Origin of the sequence: Bradyrhizobium sp. WSM471 (assembly GCF_000244915.1) — a bacterium.
Taxonomy (GTDB): Bacteria; Pseudomonadota; Alphaproteobacteria; order Rhizobiales; family Xanthobacteraceae; genus Bradyrhizobium.
The window spans coordinates 5982307-5995466 of record NZ_CM001442.1; the positions used below are offsets into that span (position 1 = coordinate 5982307).

At 60.7% G+C, this 13160-nt stretch carries 14 protein-coding genes and 1 pseudogene; 10 read left to right on the top strand and 5 right to left on the bottom strand.

Features of this window, described 5'->3' with window-relative positions; all coding sequences use genetic code 11:
• The first annotated feature begins 106 nt into the window (after nt 1-106).
• The 5 genes from BRA471DRAFT_RS27225 to BRA471DRAFT_RS27245 all read left to right on the top strand — a co-directional run bounded on the left by BRA471DRAFT_RS27225 (nt 107) and on the right by BRA471DRAFT_RS27245 (nt 3486).
• A complete protein-coding gene (locus BRA471DRAFT_RS27225; protein ID WP_007613189.1) occupies nt 107-1033 on the top strand; it encodes an alpha/beta fold hydrolase in 927 nt (308 codons plus the stop codon).
• Entirely contained in the window at nt 1030-1623 is a 594-nt protein-coding gene (locus BRA471DRAFT_RS27230) for a hypothetical protein (protein WP_007613194.1), read from the top strand. The genes BRA471DRAFT_RS27225 and BRA471DRAFT_RS27230 overlap by 4 nt, the downstream gene beginning before the upstream one ends.
• Before the next feature lie 90 nt (nt 1624-1713).
• Nucleotides 1714-2361, top strand: a complete 648-nt coding sequence (locus BRA471DRAFT_RS27235) for a CoA transferase subunit A (protein ID WP_007613196.1) — start codon at nt 1714-1716, stop codon at nt 2359-2361.
• A gap of 4 nt (nt 2362-2365) precedes the next feature.
• Complete coding sequence (locus BRA471DRAFT_RS27240; RefSeq protein ID WP_007613198.1) at nt 2366-3016, top strand: 3-oxoacid CoA-transferase subunit B; 651 nt, start codon at nt 2366-2368, stop codon at nt 3014-3016.
• Between the two features lie 11 nt (nt 3017-3027).
• On the top strand, nt 3028-3486 hold the full coding sequence (locus BRA471DRAFT_RS27245; RefSeq protein ID WP_007613199.1) for a MaoC family dehydratase: 459 nt from the start codon (nt 3028-3030) through the stop codon (nt 3484-3486).
• A gap of 17 nt (nt 3487-3503) precedes the next feature.
• Here BRA471DRAFT_RS27245 and fabI read toward each other — a convergent pair whose 3' ends face one another.
• The 4 genes and pseudogenes from fabI to BRA471DRAFT_RS27265 all read right to left on the bottom strand — a co-directional run bounded on the left by fabI (nt 3504) and on the right by BRA471DRAFT_RS27265 (nt 8719).
• On the bottom strand, nt 3504-4292 hold the full coding sequence (gene fabI, locus BRA471DRAFT_RS27250; protein WP_007613209.1) for an enoyl-ACP reductase FabI: 789 nt from the start codon (nt 4290-4292) through the stop codon (nt 3504-3506).
• Complete coding sequence (locus BRA471DRAFT_RS27255; protein ID WP_007613211.1) at nt 4289-5503, bottom strand: acetate/propionate family kinase; 1215 nt, start codon at nt 5501-5503, stop codon at nt 4289-4291. Before BRA471DRAFT_RS27255 ends, fabI begins: the two co-directional genes overlap by 4 nt.
• Before the next feature lie 5 nt (nt 5504-5508).
• Nucleotides 5509-6470: pseudogene (locus BRA471DRAFT_RS27260) on the bottom strand (phosphate acetyltransferase).
• A 23-nt stretch (nt 6471-6493) separates the two neighbouring features.
• Entirely contained in the window at nt 6494-8719 is a 2226-nt protein-coding gene (locus BRA471DRAFT_RS27265) for a DUF3141 domain-containing protein (RefSeq protein WP_007613213.1), read from the bottom strand.
• Nucleotides 8720-8980: 261 nt separating this feature from the next.
• On the opposite strand from BRA471DRAFT_RS27265, the gene BRA471DRAFT_RS27270 reads away from it, so the two are divergent.
• The 5 genes from BRA471DRAFT_RS27270 (at nt 8981) to BRA471DRAFT_RS38495 (ending at nt 11754) form a co-directional block, all read left to right on the top strand.
• Nucleotides 8981-9514, top strand: a complete 534-nt coding sequence (locus BRA471DRAFT_RS27270; RefSeq protein ID WP_007613215.1) for a GNAT family N-acetyltransferase — start codon at nt 8981-8983, stop codon at nt 9512-9514.
• 465 nt (nt 9515-9979) lie between these two features.
• A complete protein-coding gene (locus BRA471DRAFT_RS27275; RefSeq protein WP_035974317.1) occupies nt 9980-10372 on the top strand; it encodes a hypothetical protein in 393 nt (130 codons plus the stop codon).
• Nucleotides 10369-10593, top strand: a complete 225-nt coding sequence (locus BRA471DRAFT_RS27280) for a hypothetical protein (RefSeq protein WP_035974319.1) — start codon at nt 10369-10371, stop codon at nt 10591-10593. The genes BRA471DRAFT_RS27275 and BRA471DRAFT_RS27280 overlap by 4 nt, the downstream gene beginning before the upstream one ends.
• A gap of 236 nt (nt 10594-10829) precedes the next feature.
• Nucleotides 10830-11291: a hypothetical protein gene (locus BRA471DRAFT_RS27285; RefSeq protein WP_231170974.1), complete on the top strand. Its 462-nt coding sequence runs from the start codon at nt 10830-10832 to the stop codon at nt 11289-11291.
• A 220-nt stretch (nt 11292-11511) separates the two neighbouring features.
• Nucleotides 11512-11754, top strand: a complete 243-nt coding sequence (locus BRA471DRAFT_RS38495; RefSeq protein ID WP_157234100.1) for a hypothetical protein — start codon at nt 11512-11514, stop codon at nt 11752-11754.
• 750 nt (nt 11755-12504) lie between these two features.
• On the opposite strand, the gene BRA471DRAFT_RS27290 is transcribed toward BRA471DRAFT_RS38495, so the two are convergent.
• Nucleotides 12505-13026 carry an HdeA/HdeB family chaperone gene (locus tag BRA471DRAFT_RS27290; RefSeq protein WP_231170975.1) on the bottom strand — a complete coding sequence of 174 codons (522 nt, stop codon included), beginning with the start codon at nt 13024-13026 and terminating at the stop codon, nt 12505-12507.
• Between the last annotated feature and the right edge of the window lie 134 nt (nt 13027-13160).

The following is a 13160-nucleotide window of genomic DNA, read 5'->3' on the forward strand; positions in this document are numbered from 1 at the left end:
TGCCGAAAGCTAGGAGCGGACGCTGCGCGACCTTTGATCTAGCGCAAGGGAATTCGAGCTGCCCGCGCGAGAATTTTGAGAACAAATTACATGCCGGGTCGCCGCGATGCCTTTCCTCACCCACGGCTCCTACCGGATCCGGTATGAGCTCGACGGTCCTGCGACGGCGCCGGCCTACGTGCTGGTCAATGGACTGACTCAATATTCCGAACTGTGGACCGCTTATCGCGACGCGCTCATCGCACGGGGGTTTCGCGTCGCGACATTCGACCTGCTCGGCCAGGGCGCCTCCGACAAGCCCACGCTTTTCATCAATCAGAACGACCATGTCCTTGCGCTGCATCGCTTGATCGAGATGCTCGGTGAAGGTCCGGTCTTCCTCAGTGGAATCAGTTTCGGTGGCCTGATCGCGCTCCGCTACGCCATCGAGCATGGGGCGCGCCTCTCGGGTCTGGTGCCAATGAGTTGCTTTGCCGAGCTTTCGCCTCAACTTCTCCTGATCGGCAACGCACTACGCACCGGCCTAATTCTGGGTGGAACCGGCTATCTCCAGGATCTGCTGCTGCCGATGAATCTGTCCGATGAATGGTTGAAGCCGCTGTTGGACAAGCTCGACGTGGTCAAGCGGCAGGGCTGGCTGGTCAATGACCTCTACGCGTTGCAGAACCTGATGGAGTCGTTCCTCGACTTCCAGCCGCTGACGCCGCAACTCGCCTCGATCGCCGTCCCAACCATGATCCTTAACGGAGAGTTCGACTTCCTGACGCCGCGCGCCCTACACGAGACCCTGCGAGTCGGAATCCCCAACAGCGCGCTCGTGATCATCCCGGGCGCCTATCACGCTTTCACGTTGGAAAAGGGTGCGCTCACAGCCGACCTGCTCGCGCGCTTCGCCGACGACGTGCTGGCCGGACGCTGGCAGGGGAACAAGGCGGTCTGGATTGCGCCTGAGGATCCTGGCGGTGAGCTCACTCCATTTCCCGCCGGCTACGACCATCTGCGTGCCATCCCCGTCCAGAGGACCCGGGCATGAGCGGACTTCTCGGACCACTCGACTCCGAAGGCCGCGTGCCGCCCAGCCAGCAGACCCGCGTCGCCGCTTTCCTGATCTCGGCCCATGGCGCTCTCGCAAGGCAGTTCGCCCTCGCCCTGCCGGCTAAGTTCGAGGCCGGTTGGCAGACAGAACTGAACGCTCAGCTCTACCGCGAAAGCGAGATCGTCTCGCTTCTGATGCGCGCAACCACATGGGTGCCGGATCTCGCCCTGGGTTATATGGCCGTATCCTGGGAGGCCGCCTGGCTTCCGGCGCCGAACGAAGGCATTGCCGATCGCTCTCTTTGGCAAGCAGTCCACCTCGCCACGCTCGCGCATGCCATCCACGCCGGGATCCGGCCAGCGGCGTTACTACCGCTTGAGGCAAACCCGAATGACCCCTTCGTGATGGCTTTGCGCCGCATCGAGTTCGAGAGCGGGCGCTTGTTGCAGGCGCAAATCCTGTTCCTGAAAGGTCCCGACCTGCTACCCTTCCGCGACACCGTCAGTACAGTCCTGGAAAGCCGACACACCGAACTGCGCAAGCTCTGGCACGACACGCTCGCGAGCCTGGGAATCGTCTGCGAATGATGCGGAGCCTTGACGCAGATCAAAGCAGCGCGACTTCCGCCCTCCAGCATTTATCGACCGCCCTGCACGCGCCGACCGGAGTTCTCCCTCATGAAGGCCATTTCGCTTGAAGAAGCCGTCGCAATGATCCCGGCCGGGGCGAGTGTCATGGTCGGCGGGTTCATGGGTGTCGGGACACCGGAGCGCCTGCTCGACGAGGTGGTGCGGCAGAAGAAGGGCGGCCTGTCGCTGATCTGCAACGACGCGGCGATCCCCGGCAAGGGCGTCGGCAAGCTGTTCGATGCTGCGCTGGTCGCGCGATTGACTGCAACGCATATCGGTCTGAATGCGAAGGCACAGCAGCAGATGCTGGCAAACCAGATCGCCGTTGATCTGGTACCCCAGGGAACCTTCGTCGAGCGCATTCGTGCGGGTGGATGCGGGCTGGGTGGAGTTTTGACGCCAACCGGCGTCGGCACGCTGGTTGCGCAGGGCAAGCGCGAGATCGAAGTCGACGGAAAGCCTTTTCTGCTTGAGACGGCCTTGCGTGCGCAGTTTGCGCTAGTGCACGCCTTCCTTGCCGACTACCTCGGCAACTTGGCGTACGCACTGACCTCGCGCAACTTCAATCCAGTCATGGCGATGGCCGCCGACACCGTGATCGTCACGGCGGAGAACATTGTGCCGGTCGGCGTGATCGCGCCCGACCACGTCGTGACCCCGGCGCCGCTCGTCGACTACCTCATTACAAACGGGTGACGACATGGATCCGCAGATCATCATCGCCCGGCGCGTCGCCAAGGAGCTTCGGAGCGGCGATCTCGTCAATCTCGGCATTGGTATTCCGACGCTGGTCGCGAACTACGTTCCAACGGACCTGAAAGTGTTCTTCCAGTCGGAAAACGGCCTGATCGGAACGGGGCCTATCCCCGAGCAAGGCCTGGCTCATCCGACGCTAACGGACGCAGGGGGGCGCCCGATTAGCGCACTGCCCGGGGCCTCGACCTTTGACAGCGCGATGTCGTTCGGGCTGATCCGCGGCGGCCATGTCGACGTCACGGTGCTTGGCGGCCTTCAGGTCGATGCCCATGGCCATCTCGCCAACTGGATGATCCCGGGCAAGATGGTTCCTGGCATGGGCGGCGCCATGGATCTCGTCAGCGGCGCGAAGCGGGTCATCGTCGCCATGCAGCATGCTGCAAAGGGCAAGTCAAAGATCGTTGCCGAATGCAGCTTGCCACTGACCTCGGCGCGACCGGTGAATCTGGTCGTCACCGACTTGGCTGTGATCGGCTTTGCCGACGGCAGGGCGACGCTTCTAGAGACCGCGCCGGGCGTCACGATCGGCGAAGTGATGGCCGCGACAGAAGCCGACCTCCTCGTCGGCGACCATGTCCGGGAGATGATGATCTGAAGGTAAGGGACATGCGGATATTCGGCGATTTTGATGAGATAAGATCTGCGGTCGGCACCGAAATCGGCGCTAGTGAGTGGATCGAGGTGACGCAGGACCGCATCAACAAGTTTGCGGAAGCGACCTGCGATGAACAGTGGATCCATGTCGATCAGGAGCGCGCGAGGAAAGAAATGCCCGGGGGCACCACCATCGCCCATGGCATGCTGTCCCTGGCGTTGGCACCGATGTTCATCCGCTCAGTGATGGGGTTAAAAGGCCTCCGAAACACCCTGAACTACGGTGCCGACCGGATCAGGTACCTTTCCCCGGTCCCGGCGGGCTCGAAGCTGCGTGGCCGCGTCAGCGTTGCTGAGACGGAGGATGTGCCTCCAGACGGGCTGCGCGTGAACTATCATCTGGTCATCGAGATCGAAGGCGGCAAACGACCGGCCTGCGTCGCCGAGTTGATCGCCCTGCACTATCGCTGAGCCGCGTCCCGTCCTCTTCAATCGATGATGTGATAGCCGCCATCAATATAGAGAACGCTTCCCGTAATGAGCTTGGCCCCGTCGAGCGCGAGAAATGCCGTGGCATTGCCGACGTCGTCAATGCTGACGAGACTGCGCGACGGCGCCTTCGATTGCGCCTTGTCCATCAGTTCGTCGAAGTCGGGAATGCCTGATGCCGCGCGCGTGGCCAGCGGTCCGGGCGAAATGGCGTGCACGCGGATACCCTTCGGGCCCAGCTCGGCCGCAATGTAGCGCACCGACGCTTCGAGCGCGGCCTTAGCTACGCCCATCACGTTGTAATTCTCGACCACCATCTGACTGCCATAATAGGTCATGGTAAACATGGTGCCGCCGTTCTTCATCAGCGGCTCGGCCAGATGAGCCATGCGCATGAAGGACCAGCAGGAGACCTCCATCGTCTTCAGAAACCCGTCGCGGCCGACGTCCACCACACGTCCGTGCAAGGCTTCCTTCGGTGAGAAGGCGATCGAATGCAGCAGGAAATCGAGTTGGCCCCAGTCCCTCTCGATCCGGGCAAACACGTCTTCAGTCTGCCCCTCCGTCATGACATCGAGGGGCATGAAAATAGACGCCTCGAGTGCCTGCGCAAGAGGCTCGACGTGCTTCTTCGCGCGCTCGTTCAGGTAGGTGACGGCGACATCAGCGCCGAGAGCGCGAAAGGCCTTGGCGCACCCCCATGCGATCGACTGGTCGTTGGCGATTCCTACGACGAGGCCTTTTTTCCCCTTCAGGGCAATCTTGGAATCTGGAAACACTGGAATCATGATGCCCTCTCCTGCCTCTGATTGTTCGATGTTCTCTTCATCAGCACTGACAGAGTGTGCTGCGCGATCATCAGCTCCTCGTCGGTCGGCACCACATAGACTGGAATGCGACTGTCGGGGCCCGAGATCAGCTGTGAGTGGCGCGTATTCTCGGCTTGATTGAGGGTGACGCCCAGCCACGCGAGCTGGCCAGCGACATGCGCGCGAATTGTTGCGGAATTTTCACCGATACCGGCTGTAAAGACAAACGCGTCCAGCCCCTGCAGCGCCGCGGCAAGCATCCCGGCATTGAGCCCTATGCGGTAGCTGAAATATTCAATCGCGAGTCTGGCTCGCGGATCCTCACTGCTCTCCAGCTCCCGCATATCGTTGCTGACGCCGGACAACCCCTTCAAGCCGCAATCGCGATAAAGGAAGTTCTGGATGTTGGAGGCTGACATCCCCTTCTCGGAAATCAGATACAGCACCACCCCGGGGTCGATCTGACCCGGGCGGGTTCCCATCGGAAGCCCGTCGAGAGCCGTGAATCCCATGGTGCTTTCAACGCTTCGGCCCGCGCTGAGAGCGCACATCGAGGCGCCGCTTCCGAGGTGAGCGACGATCACCCGACCATTCGCGATTTTCGGCGCGACCTTTGGCAAGGTCTTCGCAATGTATTCGTAGGAGAGACCGTGAAAGCCGTAGCGACGCACGCCTTCGGCATAAAGATGATGCGGGATCGCATAATGATCGGCGACCGCGCTATGCGTGCGATGAAATGCAGTATCGAAACAGGCGACCTGCGGAAGCTCCGGGAAATTGCCGAGAATCGAGCGGATCGGCGCCAGATTATGGGGTTGATGCAGCGGCGCGAGCGCGATGAACCGCTCCAGCCGGGTGACGACACCATGATCGATCTGGATCGGCCGGTCGTAGTCCGGGCCACCATGAACGACGCGATGACCGACAGCGATCGGGTGAATGCGTTGCTCGTCCCGCAACCAGGCACCGGCAATGTCCATCGCGGCCGGAACATCCGGCACCGCCTCGATCGGATAGGCGCGATCCGCAAGCGGATCGCCGGTGGAGCCACTCGCGCGCAAACGCGGGCGGCTGCCGATCCCATCCATCTGCCCTTTCAGCTGTCGCCGCAATATTCCGTCACCCTCGATCGAGTAGACCTGGAACTTGACGCTGGAGGAGCCGGCATTGACCACAAGGATGGTATCCATGGCGTTCACGCGGCAATCGTTGGAGCACGCCGGCGCCGGGCATGGGCATACAGCGCAGCGACCGCGCACGAGGCCATCCGCGCACGCGCCGAATCCGCGCGTGACGTCAGGACGACCGGGACGCGGGCTCCGAGCACGATGCCGGCGCCGTCCGCCTTGGCGAAATAGGCGAGATTCTTTGCCAGCATGTTGCCGGCCTCCAGGTCGGGAACGACCAGGATCTGAGCGCGACCGGCGACCTCGGACTTGATCCCCTTGATGCGCGCCGCCTCCACGTCGATGGCGTTGTCGAAGGCCAGCGGACCGTCGAGGATCCCTCCGGTGATCTGCCCGCGGTCCGCCATCTTGCAGAGTGCCGCCGCCTCTATCGTAGACGGAATTTTCGAGGTCACGGTTTCAACCGCTGACAGGATTGCCACGCGCGGCGATTTGCCGAACCCAGCTTCCACATACAGATCAATGGCGTTCTGGATGATGTCGCGTTTGGCGTCCAGATCAGGGAAGATGTTGATGGCCGCGTCCGTCACGAAGATGGTCTCCGCATAGGCCGGCACGTCCATCACGAAGACATGGCTGATACGCCGATCGGTACGCAGGCCTCCGGCCTTCGCGGTGACCGCGCGCATCAACTCATCCGTATGCAAGCTGCCTTTCATCAATAGCTCACCTCGGCCGGCGTGGATCAGCTCTACCCCTTTGCAGCGGCTTCATCGCTATGTGCTGCGTCAACAAGCTCGAAGGCCGCGATGTCGAGACCATGCCTGGCGGCCGTATCCCGGATCTTCCTTTCAGGTCCGACCAGGAGCGGCCGGATAATGCCGGCCTGTGCACTATCGACAGCGCCCCGCAATGAGCTCTCATCGCACGGATGCACAACGATGGTTGGGGCCGGCGGCACGGCCTGCGCGGCCGCGATCAAGCGGTCGTATTTGCTCGGGGACTGTGCCTGCGACGTGTCGGCTGACATGAGCCGGTTCCTTCCAGACAGTATTACGATGCCCTCGCCTTGGGGTCGAAAGGGGCAACGTTCGACGCCCTCCCCGACGTTTCGGCGTCGAGACCGAACAGCTGTGCGACACGCTGCAGGCGGCTGGCGCGCTCGCCTGTGATGTCCTCGCTGGCCGACAGCACCTCGCTCATCGTCGTGAAAGCCGCGCGGCGTTGATTGACGTCGTCGGGAAGCAACTTCGGGATAACGGCCAGCGCCGCCTCGCGATCGAGCAGCAGCATGAAGAACTGCTCGCGAACCAGCATCTTGAATTCGGCAAGCGTTAATCGCGCTCCGCTGTCGTCGCGACGAGCCTGACGCAACGCCTCGATGCTGCGTTCATCCACCATTCCTCTCGCCGAGCCGATATAAAGCAGGGCACGGATGGCCGCCTCGCGAAGCCCCCCTTCGCCAATCCTGGATCGGAGCTCGGCGATCCGTTTGTCGAGCATGGCACGGTGTTCGGCCGGCATCTCGCGCCGGCGCGACGGGTCAGCTTTCGGATCTATGCCGACCGCCGCCTGTAGCGCCGGCGAGCCGTAGACGTTGAGGAACATCGCCTCGCTCATCGCTTCCTGCGAATCGCGCCAGCTGTCCAGCGCATGAACGATCTGCTTCGAGACCTGCTCCTGAAATGCCAGGAACGGATTGTCGTTCGAAACCGGCTTGCGGTTCGCTTCTAGCCCTTCCGCTGCCGACTTCACCGCGCTCATCCACGGATTCTGACTGCTGAACGCCTCGTACTGCGTCCGCAGCGGGTGCAGGTTGCGCATCATCTCCGCCGTCTGCGGCGCCACCATGCTTTTGATCCAGGGCTGCACGAACTTGCGGTAGGCGGCAAGATTGAGCTGCGAGACGCGTTTTGCCGCGGCAAAGCGCCGCTCGTCCTCAGGCGAATTGCCACCCATGGCCCGAATATCGTCTAGTGTCCGGGCCTCGCAGCGCATCACCCACTGGCCCACAACGAGATCGGAACTAGTGGTTTCTTCGTCCTTGGCTTCGAACGTTGCTTCGTAAAGGCCGGGTGGTAGTACATCGATCAGATCGATGTTGCTGGAAAATTCGGCGTGCTCCTTCTTGGCGACACCACCTGAAACGAAGATGCCGAGATGGCCGACGTTCTCGTGAACGGTATAGACGATCGTCTGCCCATAGGCCCTGATGTCATCAACGTCGGCGTAGCATTCGAGGATCCAACCCAGCGCCTGTTGTGGCGGAGTGATGTTGTCGCCCTTGGAGCAGAACACCACGATCGGCGAACTGATGTTGCGCAGATCTACCTTCTGCCCGTCGGACATGGTGATATTGCCGGCTGCCAAGTTGTTGCCGACGAAGAGCTCGTCGACAATGAACTGGATCTCCTCGGCGTTGAGATTGACGTGCCCACCCCACCAGCGCTCGAACTCGAGGTAGCGATCGGCTTCGGTATCGACCTTTGAATAGACGTTGTACTGCTTGGTCCAGAGCGTGTTCGAGGGGTTCTGGCCTTCGAAATTCTGGACCAGCCAGGCACCGTCGAACTTCCCGCCGCCGAGATCGCTAACGAGCGCAGTTAGCCAGCTTCCGCCCAGAAGGCCGCCCGAATATCGCATCGGGTTTTTGCCATGCACGCCCGCCCAGTACGCGAGCGGGGCTCCGGCGATGATCAGTGGGCCGAACAGTTCGGGCCGAACCGAAGCCAGGATCATGACCGCCCAGCCGGCTTGGCAATTGCCTATCACGCAGGGTTTCCCGTCAGCTTCCGGGTGACGACTGATCACTTTTTCGATGAACAGTGCCTCGGCACGCGCGATACGCTCGATAGTCTGGCCCGGCACCGGCTCCGGCAGGAAGCCGATGAAGTAGCAGGGATGCCCCGCCTTCATCGCGACGCCGATCTCGCTGTCGGCCTTGAACCCGCCGATGCCTGGACCGTGCCCGGCGCGTGGATCAATCACGATGAACGGCCGCCGCGTGGAATCGATCTCGACGCCGGCTGGCGGGACGATGCGGACAAGCGCGTAATTGACGGGTTCGTCCAGCTTGCGGCCGTCGATGATCAGTTCGGCCGCATATTGCAGAACGTGTGGCGCGGTTTGGGCGACGTGCTCCCGATATTGGTCGCCGCGCCGGCGCATCACATCGAGGAAGAGTATGCTCCGTTGCCCAGCATCGACCATGTATTCAACCGCCGAGGCGACGAGACCGGACATCGGACCACCGGGTGATCCAGGCACTTCCATCTGCATGCTCCGACCTCGATGTGGTATGAATGCATCCAAAGCCCGCCGCAACTGCAGGCCTTTGATATAGGTCAATGCTGGACGGCGAGTACGCCGACCCAGTCGTGTCACGTCGTCATCCCGCCCGAATGTGTCGAGCTGACTGCCGAGAGTCAGGCCGCCGGCTTTTGCGGGGCCCTTGATACAAATCAAACGGGTAACCGACCGCCCGTTCATAGACGAGCCTCAGGCCGTCGTGTTTTCCGGCCGCCCGAGCCGAGACCTCGCATGTCGGACATCGCCAAATACAGCGTGACGGAACGCTTGCGGGACGGCAGCACGGCCGAAATCCGAGCGTTGCGGCCGGCCGACGAGACGGCTGTCCTCGACGCGCTGGATCAGACCAGCAAGCAGTCGTTGCAGCGCCGTTTTTTTGGGATCAAGCGTCATTTCTCGGACGAGGAGCGCGCGTTCTTCATGGATGTCGACTTCATGAATCACGTCGCGCTGGTGTGCGAGGTCGGGCAGCCCGAGCGGACAATGATTGTCGGAGGCGCTCGATACGTCGTGTTTGAGCCCGGACGAGCCGAGTTGGCCTTCGTCGTCATCGACGCTTGGCAGGGCCGAGGCATCGGCTCCATCTTGATGCGCCACCTTGGCGAGATCGCCTCCAATGCCGGATTGCGTGAACTCACCGCTGAGGTCCTGCCCGAGAACAAGTCCATGCAGGCGGTGCTCGGCAAGTTTGGCTTCAGGGCGGACGGCAACCGCGACCCACACACGATGAATTTGGCGCTACACCTGGGCAAAGAGGGGCGGTGATCAATGAGCGGTGCATGGCGCCCGCGCTCAAGATCTTGCGGAGCGATGCATCGTCGCACCCCATCGCCGGTCGCCCCCGGGCGCCCTGGTTATCCTGTTGCCGGCCGTCCCGGTCGGCCCGGTTGTCGTCCCGTGGCTGGTTATCCGGGCTGATACTATGGCTACCGCATATACGGAGCGGCGGGCGCCGTAGGAGGGGCCGCCCTCGGAGCTGCAGCCTAGGGAGCTACGACAGCTGCTAATACGACAACTATGGCAATTACGTCCCGGTCAGCACCTTACTGACTGCTGCCCATCGGCGACAGGTCACCTCACGCCGTCGCGGCGCTTTCTTTTTACCTGCGTATCGATCCGTGGCAGAGACTTTGCGCCCACACATTTTGTGGCCTCAAATAACAAAAACTTGGCGACTTCCCGCAAGCGAGTGTCTGCCGAGTACTGCTATCTCCGATCGACCTCACCCCAATGCGCAGGCTGGTCGCGGTCGACCAAAGCGCTTGGTCAATGCTCCCACAAGACACCCAGGATCGAATTTTGGTCGACGGCAGCATGCCCGAAAGAGCGCTTACGCAACTGAAGATCGCGCAGGCTTACGTTCGGCTTTCGTGCATCCCCGACAACGATCAAAATTTATCCGTTTCGGTCGCCACGGTGGCAAGCTGTGTAATACGCATGTTGCGAGGTCCCACACTCGATCTGAATGGCGTGCCACTATTTTGGCTAGAGCTGTTTGATCTCAGTGCCGGGCTTTCACTCGACAGCTGCTGCTGCCACAGCATCGAGGATGCGGTACCGGTGCTTGAGGGCTTCGTTGCCCAGGCCGCAGCCATGAGCCAGCCCGGGGGCGAGCCGCTATGAACGATCACCGGCATCATCTCGAAGCACTGCGAAAGCAGGCAGCAGAGGTTGAGTTGATAAGCGCGCTTACGACCTCGCCAGAAAAGCGAGAACTTTTCGCCAAGATTGCGGAACATCTCAACACGCTCGCGGCTGCTGTGGAGCTGGCATTGAAGGCCGGCTTCATGTCAGAGGCAGGTACCGGACCACATAGGTTGGGGACTGCTGGGGCAAAGATTTGATCTAGCTCAACGCGGCCTTTGGTTATGCGCCGACGGTCGGCACATGAAACCGCTCGTCAGAAAACGCGGCGCGGCTAAAAAGCTCAAGCTGTCCTACACGGAATGGCGCGCCGAATCGTCGCGGAATACGGCAGCCAGCTGGGGCGACCATCAACACCTCCGGACGATGCTCACGCATTCGAACGCTTCCATGCACCCGGTTGCAACCTTTAGCATAGTCTCGACGGGTGTTCGGAATGACAAATTTGAAATCGCGAGCCGTCTATCTGGTTCTTCTTTTGGTTCAGCTCAGTGGAGCCCTTTTCATAATCTTGGAGGGCTTGCCCGAATTTAGGCACTTGATGAACTATCCCGGTGAGCAGCTGCCGTTCGAACGATCTGACAATCTTGCTGCACCGATCATGATCATGGCAATGCAGGTCGCCTATTGGTATCGCCTGCAGCGCGTTCCGCTTCCCCCTCAGCGCTCGAATCCAATCCTGAGCCACCTGTTTTTGTTTCTGGGGCGTCTTGCCTTCATTTTTGGTGGGTCGCTGTTCGGCGTCGTGTTCTTCAGACATTTGCCTGAGATCCATCAGGGCGCCGATCTATGGCTCATGTTTCGTCGCGGGCTGCAACTCCGGGCGTCGCTGTTCGCGCTATTCTGCGTAACGCTTGAATTAGAGCGATTAGGGCGCGCGCTTGGAAGTAACCAATAGCCGCCTCGCCTGCTTCAACACCACGCCGGGCTTCACGCCACGGCCCAATCTGCATTGGGACACAATGCAGTAGCCAAACACTGACATCCTGTTTGTCTAAGGCGCGCCTGCCAATCGTACAAGCTTCCAACGACTGGCGAGAACGTCGAAGGCCCCGGTGCAGTCACCATCTTGATCGGGGCCGGTCACGCCGTGGGTGGCCTACTTTCTCGGGTCTGGAATGATCACGCCCGCAAAGTGTGATTCACAGACCCACGACCTTTCCGCGTTCGTGCGCATTTCCGCTGGGCTGGAGAATCCCGGGCTGGCGCGCATGATCGTGGCGATGCCGGTCAAACAGTTCGCGCAGGCATCCAAGCCTGGGGGCGGATGCTGCTCAAATGCCTCTCACACTGCTCCGCTGCTGCGCATCTTTCCCTCAAATCGTTTTTGGTCATCAGGAGTCCGGATTGCAAACTTCTAGGTGCCTTTCTAACGACACCGAAGCTCTCAGTAGCACGGCGGATATGGGTAATAACCGCAGTGTCGACGGTGATAGTACGCTCCCGTGGCCGCTGCTCCAACGGCAGCCGCGCCTACCGCAGCTCCATAGTATCCACGCCGATAAGCGCGCCGATGCACTCGCCTATGAACCCCCGCAACGCTGCCTGGTGTGAGCGGACGACCGACACGAGCATCAGCTTGGTCGACGGAGATAACGACTGTCCCGGCCGGTGACAGGTGAAACGACACTGGCGTCAAGCACAACATCGCTGCACCGAGGCCTGCGCCCAAAACCGCTGATATTTTCATGTTTTCTCCTGTTTGGTTCGTTGCGAATTGCCTAGTGGCGCATGACTACGTTTCTCTTCGGCACCACCGTCGTGCCATTTCTGGTGCGGCTGCGCGCAGCCTGTGCACGAAAGCATCGCTGACGTTGACCTAGATCAACCCAGCCGCCGAAAGAGGTTGTCGGGTCGGGGGTTGCGAAAGATAAGCATGCTGAAGATGATCCGCCGAGGGAGGAGTAAACCAAGACAAGCGCCCAGCACGTGCCTGCTGCTACTTGGCCGCAGCGGATCGAACGCTCCGGTCCTTTTTGTTTCCGCCCCGCAGCCCTTGCCCTCTTATTGACCGACGGGCGAAGCGGTCAAGTTGGTGAGCCAAGGCTCTCCAGCTACGGAAAGGCTCATAAGCACCGAAGATCGGGGGGCCGGGTGGAAAACTGGCCGACTTAGGTAGCTCTGTTCTGAATGGCCGTTGGTAGGGTGCGAGATTTGTTCTTCTTGCAATACGTAACGACCGCACTGGAATTCCTCTGCAGACGGTCGAAGTCCAATAAACTGTTGCTTGCTGCGGCGTTGTAGTAGCCACTCATAAAATATCTTACAAACTCTTGATCCGCTGGACCGTACGCCAACCAGGTTCCGCAAGTGATCTTGTTAAAATCCAGCGTAGCGTTGGGCACCGCAGTTACGCCTATCGATTTTTCCAGCCCTGCCATCACACTGGCGCTCGGGTTGGATTGGCACCACCCTCTTACGCTTGCGACATTTGTCCGATGCAGGTCAAAATCCACAAAAGTCCTCCGACTTTCATAAGCAAACCAGCCGGTCATCCAAGCCGAAAACTTGCTCGACGGTGCAGCCGGCATGGCAAGATATTCGCCGCAGGTGATGCTGCGAATATCGGCCGTCGTGGCGCGCGCCTCACTGGCGAAAGCTGAGGACACTAAGATCAGCGCAAGCAGAAGCAATCTGCACCTCATTGTGATGACCTCCCGAGCAACGATTGGCTACCAGACCAAGCAACAGCGTGATCACACATCCCGTGACCACAACTGCATTCGGGCGTTGTGGCGACGGCCTAGTTGATCTAGATCAACGCCGG